Annotated in this window: 16 protein-coding genes; 6 read left to right on the top strand and 10 right to left on the bottom strand. The window is 72.0% G+C overall.

From position 1 onward, the window contains the following. The first annotated feature begins 48 nt into the window (after positions 1–48). Positions 49–717, top strand: a complete 669-nt coding sequence (locus HZZ10_RS03795) for an HAD-IA family hydrolase (RefSeq protein WP_056127894.1) — start codon at positions 49–51, stop codon at positions 715–717. A gap of 27 nt (positions 718–744) precedes the next feature. On the opposite strand, the gene HZZ10_RS03800 is transcribed toward HZZ10_RS03795, so the two are convergent. Continuing rightward, on the bottom strand, positions 745–1,200 hold the full coding sequence (locus tag HZZ10_RS03800) for a MarR family winged helix-turn-helix transcriptional regulator (RefSeq protein WP_179912474.1): 456 nt from the start codon (positions 1,198–1,200) through the stop codon (positions 745–747). Between the two features lie 98 nt (positions 1,201–1,298). Here HZZ10_RS03800 and HZZ10_RS03805 point away from each other — a divergent pair, with 98 nt between their 5' ends. Further along, positions 1,299–1,682 carry a hypothetical protein gene (locus HZZ10_RS03805; protein ID WP_179912475.1) on the top strand — a complete coding sequence of 128 codons (384 nt, stop codon included), beginning with the start codon at positions 1,299–1,301 and terminating at the stop codon, positions 1,680–1,682. 34 nt (positions 1,683–1,716) lie between these two features. Here HZZ10_RS03805 and HZZ10_RS03810 read toward each other — a convergent pair whose 3' ends face one another. Both HZZ10_RS03810 and HZZ10_RS03815 read right to left on the bottom strand, forming a co-directional pair. Further along, positions 1,717–2,799, bottom strand: a complete 1,083-nt coding sequence (locus tag HZZ10_RS03810) for a Gfo/Idh/MocA family protein (RefSeq protein WP_179912476.1) — start codon at positions 2,797–2,799, stop codon at positions 1,717–1,719. Then, on the bottom strand, positions 2,796–3,872 hold the full coding sequence (locus tag HZZ10_RS03815; RefSeq protein WP_179912477.1) for a Gfo/Idh/MocA family protein: 1,077 nt from the start codon (positions 3,870–3,872) through the stop codon (positions 2,796–2,798). The genes HZZ10_RS03810 and HZZ10_RS03815 overlap by 4 nt, the downstream gene beginning before the upstream one ends. 103 nt (positions 3,873–3,975) lie before the next feature. Here HZZ10_RS03815 and HZZ10_RS03820 point away from each other — a divergent pair, with 103 nt between their 5' ends. Continuing rightward, complete coding sequence (locus HZZ10_RS03820) at positions 3,976–4,968, top strand: phosphodiester glycosidase family protein (RefSeq protein ID WP_179912478.1); 993 nt, start codon at positions 3,976–3,978, stop codon at positions 4,966–4,968. Continuing rightward, positions 4,965–6,062 (top strand): glycosyltransferase, encoded by a 1,098-nt coding sequence (locus HZZ10_RS03825; RefSeq protein ID WP_308507476.1) that lies wholly within the window; start codon positions 4,965–4,967, stop codon positions 6,060–6,062. The genes HZZ10_RS03820 and HZZ10_RS03825 overlap by 4 nt, the downstream gene beginning before the upstream one ends. Positions 6,063–6,113: 51 nt before the next feature. Here HZZ10_RS03825 and topA read toward each other — a convergent pair whose 3' ends face one another. Continuing rightward, the gene (gene topA, locus HZZ10_RS03830; RefSeq protein WP_179912479.1) at positions 6,114–8,987 is read right to left on the bottom strand and encodes a type I DNA topoisomerase; all 2,874 of its coding nucleotides are present in this window, start codon (positions 8,985–8,987) and stop codon (positions 6,114–6,116) included. 86 nt (positions 8,988–9,073) lie between these two features. Further along, positions 9,074–10,225: a phosphatase PAP2 family protein gene (locus HZZ10_RS03835; RefSeq protein ID WP_308507477.1), complete on the bottom strand. Its 1,152-nt coding sequence runs from the start codon at positions 10,223–10,225 to the stop codon at positions 9,074–9,076. A gap of 158 nt (positions 10,226–10,383) precedes the next feature. On the opposite strand from HZZ10_RS03835, the gene HZZ10_RS03840 reads away from it, so the two are divergent. Then, positions 10,384–11,178 (top strand): response regulator transcription factor, encoded by a 795-nt coding sequence (locus HZZ10_RS03840; RefSeq protein ID WP_179912480.1) that lies wholly within the window; start codon positions 10,384–10,386, stop codon positions 11,176–11,178. Then, on the top strand, positions 11,175–12,833 hold the full coding sequence (locus tag HZZ10_RS03845; RefSeq protein WP_308507478.1) for a sensor histidine kinase: 1,659 nt from the start codon (positions 11,175–11,177) through the stop codon (positions 12,831–12,833). Before HZZ10_RS03840 ends, HZZ10_RS03845 begins: the two co-directional genes overlap by 4 nt. Positions 12,834–12,954: 121 nt before the next feature. Here HZZ10_RS03845 and HZZ10_RS03850 read toward each other — a convergent pair whose 3' ends face one another. From HZZ10_RS03850 to HZZ10_RS03870, 5 genes are all read right to left on the bottom strand, one after another. Beyond that, complete coding sequence (locus HZZ10_RS03850) at positions 12,955–14,655, bottom strand: DUF7059 domain-containing protein (protein ID WP_179912481.1); 1,701 nt, start codon at positions 14,653–14,655, stop codon at positions 12,955–12,957. Between the two features lie 123 nt (positions 14,656–14,778). Continuing rightward, complete coding sequence (locus tag HZZ10_RS03855; protein WP_179912482.1) at positions 14,779–15,204, bottom strand: hypothetical protein; 426 nt, start codon at positions 15,202–15,204, stop codon at positions 14,779–14,781. A gap of 86 nt (positions 15,205–15,290) precedes the next feature. Further along, positions 15,291–15,737 (bottom strand): hypothetical protein, encoded by a 447-nt coding sequence (locus HZZ10_RS03860; protein ID WP_179912483.1) that lies wholly within the window; start codon positions 15,735–15,737, stop codon positions 15,291–15,293. A 65-nt stretch (positions 15,738–15,802) separates the two neighbouring features. Then, on the bottom strand, positions 15,803–16,246 hold the full coding sequence (locus HZZ10_RS03865) for a hypothetical protein (protein WP_179912484.1): 444 nt from the start codon (positions 16,244–16,246) through the stop codon (positions 15,803–15,805). A 123-nt stretch (positions 16,247–16,369) separates the two neighbouring features. Next, entirely contained in the window at positions 16,370–17,122 is a 753-nt protein-coding gene (locus HZZ10_RS03870; protein WP_179912485.1) for an endonuclease/exonuclease/phosphatase family protein, read from the bottom strand. Positions 17,123–17,157 lie beyond the last annotated feature (35 nt).

Below are 17,157 nucleotides of genomic sequence, written 5' to 3' on the forward strand. Positions count from 1 at the left end.
ACCCACAGCCCCGGCACCCGGTCCGTCGGCGCTTGTAGTCTCGGGGGCATGCTCTCTCCAGGACTGGCCTTCGCCGACCGCACCTTCGACGCCATCCTCTTCGACATGGACGGGACGCTCATCTCCTCGATCGAGGCCGTCGACCGCAGCTGGGCCCTGTGGGCCCGCGAGCACGGCTTCGGCGAGGACTTCCGGATCGCGCACGGGACCCCCGCGCGCTCGCTCGTCGAGCGCCTCGTCGCGCCCGAGCAGGTCGAGGCGGCACTGGCCCGGGTGACCGAGATCGAGCTGTCTGACACAGACGGCGTCCGCGTGCTGCCCGGGGCCGCAGAGCTGCTGGCCTCGCTCCCCCGCGACAGGCACGCGATCGTCACCTCGTGCACCCGTGACCTCGCCGCCGTGCGCATCGCGGCCACCGGGATCGGCGCACCCGAGGTGGTCGTCACGGCCGACGACATCACCCGCGGGAAGCCCGACCCCGAGCCGTTCCGGCGTGGCGCCGAGCTGCTCGGCTTCGCGCCCGAGCGCTGCCTCGTGGTCGAGGACGCCCCCGCCGGGCTCGCCTCGGGCCGGGCGGCCGGCTGCGCGACGCTCGCGGTCGCGGGCACGCACACCCTCGACGAGCTCGACGCAGACGCGCACGCCTCGGGTGTCGACGCCGTCGCCGTGCAGGTCAACGCCGACGGGTCGCTGACCCTCGTCGACCGCAGGCCGTGAGGACCGAGGCCCGTCAGGCCTCGTAGCTCAGAGGACCCCGGCGTCTCGACCGGCCTCGACGACCCGGGCGACGGACCGTCTGACGTCGCTCAGCTCGTCGAGGGTGAGCCCGGTCCGCCGGACGACCTGCTCGGGGATGCCCTCGGCGACGGAGCGCAGCGCTGCTCCCTCAGGGGTCAGCGAGACCACCATGACCCGGGCGTCGTCGGCGCCGCGGGCGCGCGCCACGTACCCGGTGGCCTCGAGACGCTTGACCAACGGTGTGAGGGTCCCCGGGTCGAGGTGGACGAGCGAGGCGATGCTCGTCATCGACAGGTCGCCGTGCTGCCACAGCGCGAGCATGACGAGGTACTGGGGGTGCGTGAGGTTGAGCGGCTCGAGGATCGGCCTGTAGACGGCGACCATCGCCCGCGCCGCTGCCGAGAGCGCGAAGCAGACCTGGCTCTCGAGGGCCAGCGGGTCGGTCGCGGGGGTCGCACTCATCCGGTCATCGTACGCACAGAGGCGCTATGCTTGGTACACCAATGTTTGGTGCACCAAGAGTCGACGTGCGGTCAGCGCGCCGAGAACGAAGGAGAGCCGTGATCTTCGGACGTCGCCGCGCTGCAGCCCGTGCCCAGCGAGAAGCGCTCGAGCCGCACGCAGGTGACGGCACGACCTCCAGGGACGCCACGGACCATGACGCTCCTGGACGCACCGAGCACGCCGCGGACCACGCCGACGGCCGCTCGGGCGGGCTGCGGATCACCGAGGGCCTGCTGCCCATCTTCGGGCCGGCCCAGGTCGGCGACTCGACGGCGCCGCTGCGCCCCGCCACGGAGGCGGAGCGCAGCAGGGACCGTGCGCTGCGGACCACCCTCACCCGGGTGGTCGGCGCCGACGGCAAGAGCTACGTCGTCGCCGTCCCGGACGAGCAGGCCGGAGCCCAGACCAGCGAGCAGGACGCCGGGGAACCCACGGCCTGAGCGGTCGGTCAGGCCGTGGGTTCCCACCGGTCGGTCAGGTCGTGGCGACCACCCGTCGCCCTGCCGAGACCTCGCCCGGGTACACGACCCCGAGCTGGGCGCGGACGTCGTCCATGATCTCCATGAGCTCGACGGTCTGGTCGAGCGTCATGCGCGGGCTCTCCGTGAGCCCGGCCGCCACGCACCGGGCCACCTCGGCGGCCTCGTACTGCTTGCCCTCGTCCACGAGCGCGCCGTCGGCGTCGCGCAGCCGACCGTCGTACTCGGTGACACCCTGGGCGTTCTCGACCCGGAAGGTCGTCGGCACGAGGTACCGCTCGTCGATCTCGATCCGCCCCTCCGAGCCGACGATCGTCGCCGTCCCGGGCGCTGTGGTCCGGACCGAGGTCGTGAGGATCGCCAGTGCTTCCTGCCCGTAGCGCAGCACGATCGTCTCCTGAGCGTCGACCCCCGTCGGCGCCAGCAGACCTGTCGCGCGGACCTCGTCCGGGGTGCCGAGCAGGTCGACCGCGAAGGACAACGGGTAGATGCCCAGGTCGAGCAGGGCTCCCCCGGCCAGGGCCGGGTCGAACATCCTGTGCGCCGGGTCGTAGGGCACCGTGACGTCGAAGCCTGCGCGGACCTCACGGACCGTCCCGATGTCGCCGCGCTGGACGATCTCGCGGAGCATCGCCGTGTGCGGCAGGTGCCGCGTCATCATCGCCTCCATGCAGAACACCCCGGCGGCCCGGGCCGCCGCGACGACCTCGCGCGCCTCGGCCGCGTTCCGCGTGAAGGCCTTCTCGACGAGCACGTGCTTGCCGGCCGCGATCGCGAGGAGCGCGTGCTCGTGGTGGTGCGAGTGCGGCGTCGCGACGTACACGGCGTCGACGTCAGGGTCGGCGACGAGCTCGTCGTAGGAGCCGTAGGACCGCTCGATCCCGTGCTCGGACGCGAAGGCGGCGGCCTTCGCCGCGTCACGGGAACCGGCTGCCACGACGGACCCGCTCGTGTGGTCGCGGACGGCGTCGGCGAAGGAACCGCCGATCCAGCCAGCACCGAGCACACCCCAGCGCAGCGCCGGGGCCAGACGCGGGTCGTCGACCGCGGGGGTCGACCCCACGGCGGCGTCGCTCATACGCCCCGCTCCTCGCCCGGGTAGACCACGCCGACCTGGCGGCGGATCTCGTCGAGCGCGTTCATCACGTCGAGCGTGCCCTGCCACGACATGCGGTCGGACTCGGTCTTGCCCTCCGACACGAGCCGGGCGACCTCGGCCGCCTCGAAGGCCAGCCCCTGCACCTGCGGCGTCGAGTAGGAGCGGGTGGTGCCGTCGCGGCGCGTCACCCGGAACGACGTCGGCGTGTAGAAGGCGCCGTCGATCTCGATTCGACCCTCCGTGCCGGAGATGCTCGCCGTGGTCGGGGTCGCCGACCACAGGGTCGTGTGCAGGAGCGCCTGCTGGCCGCTCTCGTAGTCGAAGACGATGCTCACCTGACCGTCGACGCCGGTCTCCGTCAGCTGGCCGACAGCCGTGACCGACGACGGTGCACCGAGGATGTCGTGCGCGAAGGACACCGGGTAGACCCCGAGGTCGAGGAGCGCGCCGCCGGCGAGCTCAGGGTTGACGAGCCTGTGCTCGGGGGGCACGTCGAAGTACTGGCCGTGGTCGGCGACCACGGTGACCACACGGCCGATGTCGCCTCGCTCGACGATCTCGTGGATCGCGGCGACGTGCGGCAAGAACCGGGTCCACATGGCCTCCATGACCAGGACACCCTGGGCCTTCGCGGCGGCGAGCACCTCGTCGGCCTCGGCGGCCGACTGCGTGAAGGCCTTCTCGACGAGGACGTGCTTGCCCGCGCCGATCGCGAGGAGCGCGTGGTCACGGTGGTGGGAGTGCGGGGTCGCGACGTACACGACGTCGACGTCGGGGTCGGCGACGAGCGCCTCGTAGGAGTCGTGGACGTGCGCCTGCGCGGCGTCGTCGCCGAGGTGCTCGTCGGCGAAGGCGCGGGCCTTGGCCTCGTCGCGCGAGCCCACGGCGACGACTGTCGAGGCTGTGTCCTGCGTGACGGCACGGGCGAAGGCGGCGGCGATGCCACCGGCCCCGAGGATGCCCCACCGGACGGCGGGCGCGTCGGCCGGGGAGGGCACGGCGTCGGTGAGGGAGATGGTCGTGGTGTCTGACGGTTCGACGCTGAGAGTCATGCGCCCACGCTAGCCGAGTGGCACCAGACGGTGCTCGACGAGCCACGGGAGCACCTCAGCGGGCACATACCTGCTGCACAGACCCCCTCGGTACACCTGCACCATGAACCAGCCGACCCGCACCCCCGAAGCTCCACGCAGACCGCGCCGCGTCCGGCGCGCGGTCCTCGCCGGGGTCCTCGCCGTCGCCCTGCCCGTCGCGGGCGGCACGGCCTGGGCCCTCGACAGGTACGTCGTCGAGCACGTCGAGATCTCCGACGTCTCCGCCTACGAGGCCAGCCAGGCCGCCGCGTCCGGGACGGCGGCCACGACCGCGGACACCGCAGAGTCCGACACCTCTGGTGTCCTCACCGACACCACCTACACCTCCGACGACGCCGACATCTCCGTCTCGACGGTCACGACGGGGACGGGCGACGACACCGTCACCTACTACGTCGCCGACGTGACCCTCACCGACGCGACGGTCTTGCGCTCTGCCTTCGCGCAGGACGCCTTCGGCGAGAACATCACCGAGACGACCTCGGACATCGCCGCCGACAACGACGCCGTCTTCGCGATCAACGGCGACTACTACGGCTTCCGGGACACCGGGATCGTCATCCGCAACGGGGTCGTCTACCGCGACGAGGGCGCCCGCCAGGGACTGGCCTTCTACACCGACGGCCACGTCGAGGTCTACGACGAGACCGCGACGACGGCCGACCAGCTCGTCGCCGACGGCGTGTGGAACACCCTGTCCTTCGGCCCTGCGCTGCTCGAGGACGGGCAGGTCCTCGACGGGATCGACGACGTCGAGGTGGACACGAACTTCGGCAACCACTCGATCCAGGGCGAGCAGCCCCGTACTGCGGTCGGCGTGATCGACGACAACCACCTCGTCTTCGTGGTGGTCGACGGCCGCAGCCCCGGGTACAGCGCCGGCGTCACCATGACGGGTCTCGCCGAGATCATGCAGGGGCTCGGCGCGACGACCGCCTACAACCTCGACGGCGGCGGGTCCTCGACGATGGTCTTCGGTGGCGAGCTCGTCAACGACCCGCTCGGCAAGGATCAAGAGCGTGGCACCTCCGACATCTTGTACATCGGCGGGTGAGGGCCGTGATCGTGCTGGTCCCCGCCTACGAGCCGGCAGCCCCGCTCGTCGACCTCGTCTCCTCGCTCCGGGCAGCCGACCCTGCGCTGCACGTCGTCGTGGTCGACGACGGCTCCGGACCGGCCTTCGCGCCGGTCTTCGCCGCGGCGCAGTCCGCCGGGGCTCTCGTGCTGACGCACCCGACCAACCGCGGCAAGGGCGCGGCGCTGAAGACGGGGTTCGCCTGTGTCGTCTCGGCCTTCCCGGGGCACGATGTGGTCTGCGCAGACTGCGACGGCCAGCACAGCGTGGTCGACGTGCTGCGTGTCGCCGACAGGCTGTACACCTCCGAGGCCGCGATGGTCCTCGGCTCACGCCGGTTCCTCGGTGATGTCCCGCTGCGGAGCCGGGTCGGCAACAGCCTGACCCGGGCGATGTTCCGCCTCTCCACGGGCCTCGACGTCCACGACACCCAGACCGGGCTGCGCGGCTACCCGGCCGCGATGCTGCCGTGGTTGCTGACCGTCGACGGGGACAGGTACGAGTACGAGCTCAACCTGCTGCTGCGCGCCTCGGCCACGGGGAGGGCCGTCGAGGAGGTCGAGATCGCGACGATCTACCTCGACGACAACGCGTCGTCCCACTTCAGGCCCGTCGTCGACTCGGCACGGATCTACGCACCGTTGCTGAGGTTCATGCTCGCCTCCTTCGCGGCGTTCCTCACCGACACCCTGGTGCTGCTGGTCCTGCACGCGCTCACGGGCTCGTTGCTCGGTGCCGTGCTCGGCGCACGTGCCGTGAGCTCGACGGTCAACTTCGTCACCAACCGCCGGCTCGTCTTCGAGTCGGCCCGGGAGAGACCTGTCGGCTCGGCGGCGGTCCGGTACTCCGCCGTCGTCGGGCTGCTGCTCGCTGCGAACTACGCCCTGCTGCTGGCCCTCACCTCAGCCGGGCTGGCCCTGCTCCCCGCGAAGGTGCTCACCGAGGCCGTGCTCTTCGTCGCGAGCTACGAGCTCCAGCGCCGCGTCGTCTTCGCCCAGCCCTCGCTCGGCAGGTCAACCCCACAGGGAGCCGCTGCGGTCGAGGGGACGTCACGACGCGCGACCCGCGCCTGAGGCGACGAGCCCCGGCGACCAGCAGGTCGTCGGGGCTCGTCCCACCGTCGGTCAGGCCTCCGGGGCGGCCTTCTTGGCGGGTGCCTTCTTGGCCGGGGCCTTCTTCGCCGTGGTCGCCTTGGTGGCCGTCGACTTCGCAGCCGTCGCCTTGGCGGGGGTCTTCTTCGCCGGGGTCTTCTTGGCGGCGGTGGCCCGGGTGGTCTTCTTGACCGGTCCCTTCGCCCGCTTCTCCGCGAGCAGCTCGACGGCCTGCTCGTGGGTGATCGCCTCGATGGTGATGTCCTTCGGGAGCGTCCGGTTGGTCGTCCCGTCGGTCACGTAGGCACCGAAGCGGCCGTCCTTGACGACGATCGGCTTCTGCGAGGTCGGGTCTTCGCCGAGCTCCTTGAGCGGCGGCGCAGCCGTGGCCCCGCGCCCGCGCTTGGGCTGGGCGTAGATCTCGAGGGCCTCGGCGAGGGTGACCGTGAACATGGCCTCTTCGCTCGGGAGCGTCCGGGAGTCCGTGCCGCGCTTGAGGTACGGACCGTAGCGGCCGTTCTGCGCGGTGATCTCGGTGCCCGTCTCCGGGTCGACCCCGACCACGCGCGGCAGCGAGAGCAGCTGGAGCGCGTCGTCGAGGGTGATCGTCTGGAGCGACTGGGTCTTGAGCAAGGACGCCGTGCGCGGCTTCGGCAGAGCAGCCTTGGCACGCTTGAGCGCTGCGGCAGACAGACCCTCGTCGAACTCAGGCTCGGGCAGCACCTCGGTCACGTAAGGGCCGTAACGGCCCGCCTTCGCGATGATCGTCGTCTGCGTGGACGGGTCCACGCCGAGCACGATGTCGCCGTCGCCCTGGGTCTCGAGGAGCTCGCGCGCCTTGGCGACCGTGAGCTCGTCAGGGGCGACCTCGTCGGGGACGGAGGCGCGCGGCGGGTTCTCGCCCTCGGCCACCTCGGCCGCGGTGTCTTCGATGTAGGGCCCGTAGCGTCCGACGCGCAGCGTGATGCCCTCGCCGATCGGGACCGAGTTGATCTCGCGGGCGTCGATGTCGCCGAGGTCTTCGACCAGCTGGCGCAGACCCTCGTCCGAGCCTTCGGTGTCGTCACCGAAGTAGAACTGGGTCAGCCAGGCGACCCGCTCCTTGTCGCCCGCGGCGATCGCGTCGAGGTCGGCCTCCATCTCGGCCGTGAAGTCGTAGTCGATGAGCTGCCCGAAGTGCTCCTCGAGCAGCCGGATCACCGCGAAGGCGAGCCAGCTGGGCACGAGGGCCTGGCCACGGCTCAGCACGTAGCCGCGGTCCTGGATGGTCGAGATGGTCGAGGCGTAGGTCGAGGGTCGGCCGATGCCGCGCTCCTCGAGCGCCTTGACCAGGCTCGCCTCGGTGAAGCGCGGCGGCGCGGAGGTCGAGTGCCCGTCGGCGGAGAGCTCGCGCGACGTCATCGCGTCACCCTCGGCCATCTGCGGCAGACGGGCGTCGCCCTCGGCCTTCTTCGGGTTCTCGGCGCCGTCGGCCGAGTCGTAGCGCTCGGAGTCGCGGCCCTCCTCGTAGGCGGCGAGGAAGCCGCGGAAGGTGATGACCGTGCCCGAGGCCGCGAAGACCGCATCGGCCTGGGCACCGGGGCCGGCGTCGCCGATCGTCGGCGCTCCCGCCGGGAGGGTGCCGGCGACACCGAGGCGGACCGAGGCTGTCGACCCGCGGGCGTCGCCCATCTGCGAGGCGACTGTGCGCTTCCAGATGAGCTCGTACAGCTTGAACTGGTCGCCGCTGATCTCACGGGACACCTGAGCCGGGGTCCGGAAGGAGTCACCGGCAGGGCGGATGGCCTCGTGGGCCTCCTGCGCACCCTTGGACTTCGAGGCGTAGACGCGCGGCGAGGACGGCACGTACTCGGGCCCGTAGAGCTCTGCGGCCTGGCGGCGCGCGGCGTCGGTCGCCTGGGTGGACAGCGACGGGGAGTCCGTACGCATGTAGGTGATGTAGCCGTTCTCGTACAGGGTCTGCGCCGTGCGCATCGCCTGCCGCGAGGACATGCGGAGCTTGCGCGACGCCTCCTGCTGGAGGGTCGACGTGGTGAAGGGGGCTGCCGGACGGCGCGTGTACGGCTTCGTCTCGAGGCTGCGGACCACGGCCGGCTGGTCGGCGAGGGCGGTCACCAGGGCGTGGGCCGCCTGCTCGTCGAGGTGCACGACGCCCTTGGCGTTCTTGAGCGTCCCGGCGTCGGTGAAGTCGCGGCCCGAGGCCACGCGCGAGCCGTCCACCTGGACGAGCTTCGCGGAGAACCACTCGCCCGCGTCGGGGCCGTCCTGCGTGGTGAAGTCACCCGAGACGTCCCAGTAGTTCGCGGTGACGAAGGCCATGCGCTCGCGCTCGCGCTCGACCACGAGACGGGTCGCGACAGACTGCACGCGCCCGGCCGAGAGGCCTTGACGGACCTTGCGCCACAGGACCGGCGAGACCTCGTAGCCGTAGAGACGGTCGAGGATGCGGCGGGTCTCCTGCGCGTCGACCATGCGGCCGTCGATCTCGCGGGTGTTCTCGAGCGCTCGCTGGATGGCCTCGCGGGTGATCTCGTGGAACACCATGCGGTGCACGGGGACCTTCGGCTTGAGCTCCTGGAGCAGGTGCCACGCGATGGCCTCGCCCTCGCGGTCCTCGTCGGTCGCGAGGTAGAGCTCGTCGGCGTTCTTCAGCGCCCGCTTGAGCTCGGCGACCTTCTTCTTCTTGTCGGCGTAGACCTCGTAGTACGGCTCGAACCCGCCGTCGACGTTGACGGCGAACTTGCCGAAGGGGCCCTTCTTCATGTCGGCCGGCATCTCGGAGGGCTGGGGCAGGTCCCTGATGTGCCCGACGCTCGCCTCGACCTCGTAGTCGTCGCCGAGGTAACCGGCGATCGTGCGTGCCTTGGCGGGCGACTCCACGATGACGAGCTTGCGACCAGCGGACATTCAGCGCCCTGCTTCCGTGACGAGAGGTGGTGCGAGACCTGGACAGGCGTTCAACTCGGCAGCCTACGGCCTCCGGGCTCCAGTCGTCACACCTGGCCGCTGCGGGAGGCCGTCGAACGGGGCCTCGCGACGGTCTGGCGGAGGGCCAGGAGGAGGCCGAAGGAGACAGCCGTGGCAGCGACGACACCGGCCGCGCCACCGGCGTAGGCGACCAGCTCGGTCTGGGAGGTGAAGGGCTGGCCGCTCCCGTCGACGACGGTCGCCGTCTGCTGGAGAGCCCAGAGCGCGACCCCCGCGGCACCGGTCCCGGCCACCCCGAGGATCGCGAGGACCCAGGCGGACGACGAGCCCTTCGGGGCGGAGATCTTGCGCGGGCGGTCGTCGGCGGGGCCGGGGTCCTGGGCGTCGCGGGTGGTCAGCGCGCAGGCGAGGGCTCCCCAGAACAGCACGACGAGGACGGCGGCGACCACGTCGCTCGGCCTGTGCCACTGACCCACGAGCGTGGAGATCCCCGTCGCCGCGGTGTACCCGGCCCCGAAGAGCGCGACCCACGGCCGCGCGAGGCGCGGGACCGTGAGCAGGAGCGCGACCGAGACGGAGGCCGCGACGGTGGTGTGCCCACTCGGCAGAGAGTTGGTCCACCACATCTCGGAGTCGAAGACAGGTCGTTCGAGGACGATCTTCTTCAGCACCTGCGTGGTGAGGTTCGCCCCGCCGACGAGGACGAGGGCCTGGACGGCGAGCAGCCAGCGCCTGCGGACCAGCGCCACGAGGATCGCGGCGAGGGTGCCCAGGACCACGAAGCTCACCGAGACGACGCCGAGGACAGGTTCGGCGACGGTCCACAGACGGGTGCGACCTGTGAGGGCACCGTCGTAGGCGTAGTCCTCGATCACCTGACCCGTTCGGGTGGCGACGAAGACCTCCCACACGACCACGATGCCGACAGCCGCGGCGACGGCCACGAGCACCGCGAGGAGGCGGGTGCGGACGGGGACGCCCGTCCAGAGGTCTGCGCCTCGTGGTGCGCTCGGCGGGCGGTGACCGCCCGCCCGGGGACGGGCCGCCGGCGAGCCTGCCGGGGTCACGGTGCTCGCAGGGCCGACAGGTCCACGAGGACCTGCAGGGCCCGTCGGGAGGACCTGGGTGGCGCGGGTCGACGGCGCGGGCCGCCCACGGCGTGCGGCGCCCGAGGCACCCGCAGCCGGCAGCACACCGGGTCGTCGGTCAGAGTTCACCGTCCAACGGTAGTCCACCCCCTGTGACCGTCCTGGGAAGACCGTGTCGACGAGTCGCGCACACCGGTGCCGGTCGGGTGTCCTCGGCGTGCACCCTCACAGGAAACTCATAGCCCGGGCTCAGGACACCCTGGGGCCAGCCGGAGCACCATGGAGCCATGGCCTTCTCCGACACCTCCGCCCGCGCCGCCCTGCCTCGCCTCACCCGCGCCGACGGCAGCCCTCTGCGGGTGCTCGTCGTCGACGACGAGCCCAACCTCGCCGAGCTCCTCACCTCGGCGCTGCGCTACGAGGGCTGGGACGTCTCGACGGCTCTCGACGGCCAGTCCGCGGTGCGCCTGGCACGGGAGACGCAGCCTGACGTGATCGTCCTGGACATCATGCTGGGCGACATCGACGGCATCGAGGTGCTGCGCAGGATCCGCCAGCAGCAGGACGGTGTGCCGGTCCTGTTCCTCACCGCACGCGACTCCGTCGAAGACCGCGTCGCCGGGCTCACCGCCGGGGGCGACGACTACGTGACCAAGCCCTTCAGCCTCGAAGAGGTCGTCGCGCGCCTCCGCGGGCTGCTGCGCCGGGCCGGGGCGAGCGCCGCTCGCGACGAGGCGCTGCTGGTGGTCGGCGACCTGACCCTCGACGAGGACTCGCACGAGGTGAGCCGGGGTGGCGACGACGTGCACCTGACCGCGACAGAGTTCGAGCTGCTCCGCTACCTCATGCGCAACGCGCGTCGGGTGATGTCGAAGGCGCAGATCCTCGACAGGGTCTGGCAGTACGACTTCGGCGGGCAGGCGAACATCGTCGAGCTGTACATCTCCTACCTGCGGCGCAAGATCGACGCCGGCCGCGAACCGATGATCCACACGCTGCGCGGGGTCGGGTACGTGCTCAAGCCCGCAGTCTCTGCTGCGCAGGTGTCGACCACCGCCGTGGGCGCCGGGCCGGCTGCGTGAGCGCGGTGCCCGCCGCCGACGGCCGAGGTCGTGCGCAGAGCCCGCGACGCCCGTGGACGCTGCGCCGCCAGCTCGTCGCGCTGCTCATCGGTCTCGTGCTGCTCATCTGCTCGATCCTCGCGGTGGTGTCGACGCTCTCCTTGCGCAGCGAGCTGGTCGGGCAGATCCAGGACGACCTCCGGCAGGCGAGCTCGCGTGCCGTCGACAGGCCGCTCAAAGACCTCGGCGGCTCGTCGACCCCACCGGCCTCCGGGTGCCCTGACGGCACGGGCTGCTCGACGGCCGACCCCGGACAGGCCCCCACCCCGTACCAGGTCCCCGGCCAGGGGGCTGGTGACATCGACGTCCTGCTCTCGGGGAGCACGGTCGTGCACGCCGGGTACGTGGACGAGAGCGGGGACTTCCGCTCGCTCGTGGGGACCGACGCCCTCGCGACCCTCGAGGCCCTCGCCACCGACGGCCGCATCCACGAGGTCGACCTCGGCGACCTCGGCAGCTTCCTCGCGATCTCGACCACCACACCCTCTGGGGACACCGTGGTCACCGCGGTCTCGACAGCGCCTGCCGACGACCCGTTGCGCTCCTACGTCGCGGTCGAGGTCGCGCTCATCGTCCTCGCCGTGCTGCTCGCCGCTGCGGCCGCGACAGTCCTGGTCCGGCGGGCGCTGCGCCCCCTCGAACGCGTCGCGGGGGCCGCGCTGCGGGTCTCCGAGCTCCAGCTCGACAGGGGCGAGGTCGAGCAGATCCACGGCGTGGACCCGCAGGACACCGACGAGCGGACCGAGGTCGGGACCGTGGGGGCCGCGCTCAACAGGATGCTCGGGCACGTCGAGTCGTCGCTCGCGGCCCGGCACGAGTCCGAGACGCAGGTCCGCCAGTTCGTCGCCGACGCGAGCCACGAGCTGCGGACCCCGCTCGCCTCGATCCGCGGTTACGCCGAGCTCGTCCGACGGTCGCCCGACGACGTCCCCGTCGACACGCTGCACGCGCTCGACCGGATCGAGTCGGAGGCGCTGCGCATGGGCGCACTCGTCGAAGACCTGCTGCTGCTCGCCCGGCTGGACGCCGGCCGTCCGCTCGAGCGCGAGGAGGTCGACCTCACGCTGCTCGCCGTCGACGCGCTCGCCGACGCCCACGCGGCCAGCCACGACCACGTGTGGGAGCTGGACCTGCTGAGCGCTGAGAGCCCTGAGAGCCCAGAGAGCCCAGGCAGCACTGACTCCGCGGACGACGACGCGCCGGCCCCCGACGTCGTCGTCCGCGGAGACGAGGCGCGGCTGCGGCAGGTCTTCGTCAACCTGCTCAGCAACGCCCGGGTCCACACTCCTCCCGGGACCCGGGTGGTCCTCGGGCTGCGGGCCGAGCCCGGGACTGTGGTCGTGAGCGTGACCGACGACGGCCCGGGCATCGCTCCGGCGCTGCTGCCGTCGCTGTTCCAGAGGTTCAGCCGCGGCGACTCGGCCCGCAACCGCGTCGGCGGTTCGACAGGGCTCGGCCTCGCGATCGCCCAGGCGATCGTGCAGGAGCACGGCGGCACGCTCACGGCGCACAGCCCGGCGCAGCCGCTCGGAGGCGGCCCCGGGACCGGTCCCCGCGGCACGGGGGAAGCACACCGCGGGGCGACCTTCGAGGTCAGGTTGCCGAGGATCGGCTAGAGGTCGGGTGGCCGGCAGGCTGCGACCGCCCGTCCGTCCGGCTGTCAGGCTGCGACCGCCCGTCCGCCTGTCAACCTGCGCCGGCCCGTCCGCCGGTCAGGTTGCCGCGGACGGCCGGACGTCACCCCGCGTCTCGGACCAGGAACCCGTCCCGGACGAGGTTGCGGACCGCAGGCAGCAGCTCGGCGGCCAGCTCCGCGCCGGACACCTCGAAGATCGACGCGATCGCCGCGACGATCTGCCCGACGGAGAGCTCGCCGTCGCACGCCCCGACCAGGGCCGAGAGCGAGGTCGACGCGTGCACGCCCCGGCCGAGCCCGTCGCCCTGGCGCACGATGACGATGTTCGGGTCGGCGGCGCCCGGGGTGTAGAAGCGCTCTTCGGTCACGTCGGCCGCGACCACGAGCCTCTGCTGCGCGAGGGCCTCGTCGTCGAGGGTCTCGAGCCAGAGGTGCGCGGCGAGGCTCGCCTCGAGGTGCGTGCCGAGAGGCTGGCGGACCGATCCTGTGTGCTCTTCGAGACGCCGCAGCGTCACGTCCTCCCCCGGCAGCGGCTTGCGCAGCACGAAGAACCCGAAGCCGATGGCCTCGACGTCGCGGGACGCGAAGTCGTCGAGCCAGGCTCCGTAGGCGCTCGCCCACGCCTCGGGCTCGCGCTCGGGGGTCGTGCCACCGTCGCGGATCCAGGTCTCGGCGTACTCGGCCGGGTCCAGGACCTCGCGCTGGACCACCCAGCCGTCCAGGCCAGACTCGTCGAGCCAGCGTCCGACCCGCTCGGTCCACGCCTCCCCGGCGCGGTGCTCCCAGTTGCCGAGCATCTGCGCGATCCCGCCGGGGGCCAGGACCGCTCCGACCCCGGTGACGAGGTCGCGCACGAGGTCGTCGCCCGAGCGTCCGCCGTCCCGGTACTCGTACGTCGGGATCTCGCCAGGACCTGCTGCCCGGTCGGCTGCGTCACGAGCGGACTCAGCGGGCTCAGCGGGCACTGTGCGCGGGGTGATGACGAAGGGCGGGTTCGAGACGACGAGGTCGAACTCTTCGCCTGCGACGGGGTCGAGCATCGACCCGAGCCGCAGGTCGAGCTCAGCCCCGTCGAGGGCGGCGTTGAAGGCCGCGAAGCGCAGCGCCCGCTCGGAGATGTCCGTCGCGACGACGGTCTGGGCGTGACGCGTCGCGTGCAGCGCCTGGATGCCGCAGCCTGTGCCGAGGTCGAGGACCCGGGCTCGCGGCGACCGGCCTGTCACCTGGGCGAGGGTGATCGACGCACCACCCGCACCGAGGACGTGGTCGCCCGAGAGCCGGGTGCTCGTGGCGAGCTCGCCGAGGTCTGAGGCGAGCCACCAGTCGACAGGGCCACGGGCGTCGTGCGCGGAGTACGGCCGGAGGTCGACGAGCGGGCGGACGACAGGCCCGGTAGCGGTGAGGTCGCTGGGGTCGTCGAGGGCGACGAGGCCGAGCTCCTGCGCACCTGGCGACCCCAGGGCCGGGAGCGCGGCGTCGAGGTCACGTGCCGGGACCTCGCGCCCGAGCACGAAGAGCCGCGTCAGCGTGAAGACCGCAGAACGCTGCTCAGGCTCTGCGCCGGCGGCCGACGGAGAAGACGCGGTCGCAGCGGCCGGGCTGGTGCCGGCCGAGGCGGCGACGGCGGTCGCCCGGAGCGCCGGCAGCGCCTGCTCACGGTGCAGGGCCGCTGCGGCGACAGGGCCGAGCGCGTCCTCGACGCCCTCGACAGTGAACCCGCTGGCCTGCAGGTCGGCCCTGAGGAGGGCGACGAGGGCCGGGTCGGTCGAGGGGCCGGGGGCGCTGTGCGTGGTCGGGCTCATGGCAGCAATGATTCCTCATCGGAGCCGACCACCCGAGCGCGTCGCGGCCGGCAGACGCGCAGAGGGCGGCTCCCCTGTCGGGGAGCCGCCCTCTGTCAGTCGGTCACGCCGGGACCTGGAGGATCAGGCCTCGCAGTTCTCGTCGTTGAAGGTGGTGACGCGGTCGCTCGCTGCGGTGACCTCGTCGGAGTTGAGCTCGGTCGTGAGCTCCATGAACTTGGCCTGGTCGTCGGCGTTGGTGAGGTCGAGGTCCTTCATGCCGTCGTTCAGCTTCTCGACGGACTCGACGAGGACGTTCCAGTCGTCCTTGATCTCGTCCGGGGCGTCGATGTCCTTGACCTTCGTGACGATGTCGTCGAAGGCAGCCTTCATCGCGTCGGGGTCGTTGGGGTCGATGTCCTGGGCGAAGTCGCCGGAGGAGAGCGCCTCGCCCTCCTTGCAGTAGTCCTCGAGGGACCCGTCGCTGCTGCACCCGGCGACGAGGCCGAGGGCGAGGACGGCGGCCGTGGAGGTCGCGAACAGGTTCTTGGTGTACCGGCGTGTAGTCATGCGTCCATAGTCAGGGGGCGTCACTCACAGCCGCAACTCAGAATCGGGGCACTAGTCCCCATCCGCTGCGGATCTCACCCGGTCGCTCAGGACGCGCAGTGCTCGGCCACGTAGCCCTCGACCTCGGCCGTCGCCGCGTCGAGCTCGTCGGACCTGAAGCCCTCGACCGACGCGAAGTACTCCTGCTGCGCCGCCTCGGAGGACCAGTCGACGCCGCGCATCACCTGGACCTGGTCTTCGCTCGCCTGGAACACGGTCGTCCACGCTGCGGAGATCTCGTCCGGGGGCTGGATCTGCTTGGCGTCCTGCACCATCGTGTCGAGGGCCGTGAGGACGGACGCGACGTCGGTCGTGTCGACCCCGTCGAGGAACTCAGCCTGGCTGAACTGCGCGTAGTCGGCGCAGAACGCCTCGTCCGAGCCCCCGGCCTGCTGGTCGTCGCCGCACGCGGAGACCGAGAGGACCACCGCACCCGCGAGCACGACGGATACCAGGGCCCTGGGGCGAGACGCGCGCGGTCTGGAGGGAGTCATCTCTCCATGGTGCGCGGCGCAGAGCACCCCTGACAAACCGGTGCGCACCGCGCGGTGGCTGATCCTCAGCCCGGCGGACGCGCCTCGTGCCCCTCACGGCCCGGGGTGCGGTTCTGCTCTTTCAGACCAGCCTCGTAGACGTGCCTCCGGCCGCCGAGGAGCCTGTCGCGGACGGTCTTCTCCCAGCCGCGGAACCGCGTCCAGTAGCCGTCGTCGTAGTCTTCGACGACCTGGAAGGTCCAGCGGCCCTGCAGCACGTTGAGGCCCACCAGGTCGGCCCGGACCTCGTCGGCGAGCTCCTTGTGACCGGCCTCTTCGAGCTTGTCGAGGGCCTCGGCGAGCTCGTTGTCGGCGCGCCCTGTGAGCCTGTGGAAGGCGTAGAGCATGCCGCGCGCCTGCTCGACGACCTCGAGCGCCGCGGTCACGCCGCCGACGGCCTCGACCGTCGCGTCGTCGACGCCCTCGGGTGGCAGGTGGTCGGGGGACGGGGTGTCGGGGTGATCAGCCATGCCTCATGGTCGGACGCGCCGTCGCGCCGCGCACCCGGAACACCTGTGCACGAGGGGCGCGTCAGCCCGCGGCCCGTCGGTGCGGAGCTCAGCGCGGCGGGGCGACCCTCAGGCCCCAGTCCCTCAGACCCGGCGCGCGACGTCGACGAGCAGCGGCAGGTGGTCGCTCCCCCGCAGCGCCGCAGGCGTGCGCAGGACCCTCGACGAGATCACCTCGAAGCCGTCCCCGATGAGCACCCCGTCGATCCGCCGGCGCGGCTTGGGCGCCGCGAAGGTGAGGCCGGGCGCCTCGGGCACGGCGTCGTGCAGCAGCGTGCCGAGGGCCTGCCACGCCGGTCCCCCCGGTTCTTCGTTGAGGTCCCCGGCGACCACGCACCGTGCCGCCCCAGCACGCTCGACGAGTCGCGCGACCTCGGCGCAGTGGTCCAGGCGCTCGCGGGCGTCGAGCCCGAGGTGGACCGAGACCACGACGACGTCGCCGAGGTCGACGAGAGCGCTCCCCCGCCGGGTCGGCCACGCCCGCAGGTCGCGCCGGCGCCACCACCGCCAGCTGAGCGGTCGGCCGCGGCGACGGACGACAGCACCCTCGTGCCGGCGGGCCACGAGGAGCGCCGTCGTGTAGGCACCGAAGGGGCTGCCTCCGGGGATCACGCAGACGGTCCCCGTCGCCGCAGCAAGGGCTCGCATCCGGCGCCGCCCGCCGGTCAGGTAGCGGCAGGGCTCCTGGATCGCGACGACGTCGGGGTCGCTCTCGCGGATGACGTCACGGACGGCGGTCGCGTCCATCTGCAAGCTCTTGATGTTGTAGCTGAGGATCCGCAGCTGCGGGCCGCTCGGTCCGCCTGACGGCGGGCGCTGGTCGTCGAGGTGGTCCATGCGGTCATGCTCGCCCCGCGCACCCGCCGCCGCAA

The organism is Sanguibacter inulinus (assembly GCF_013415325.1).
Taxonomy (GTDB): domain Bacteria; phylum Actinomycetota; class Actinomycetes; order Actinomycetales; family Cellulomonadaceae; genus Sanguibacter; species Sanguibacter inulinus.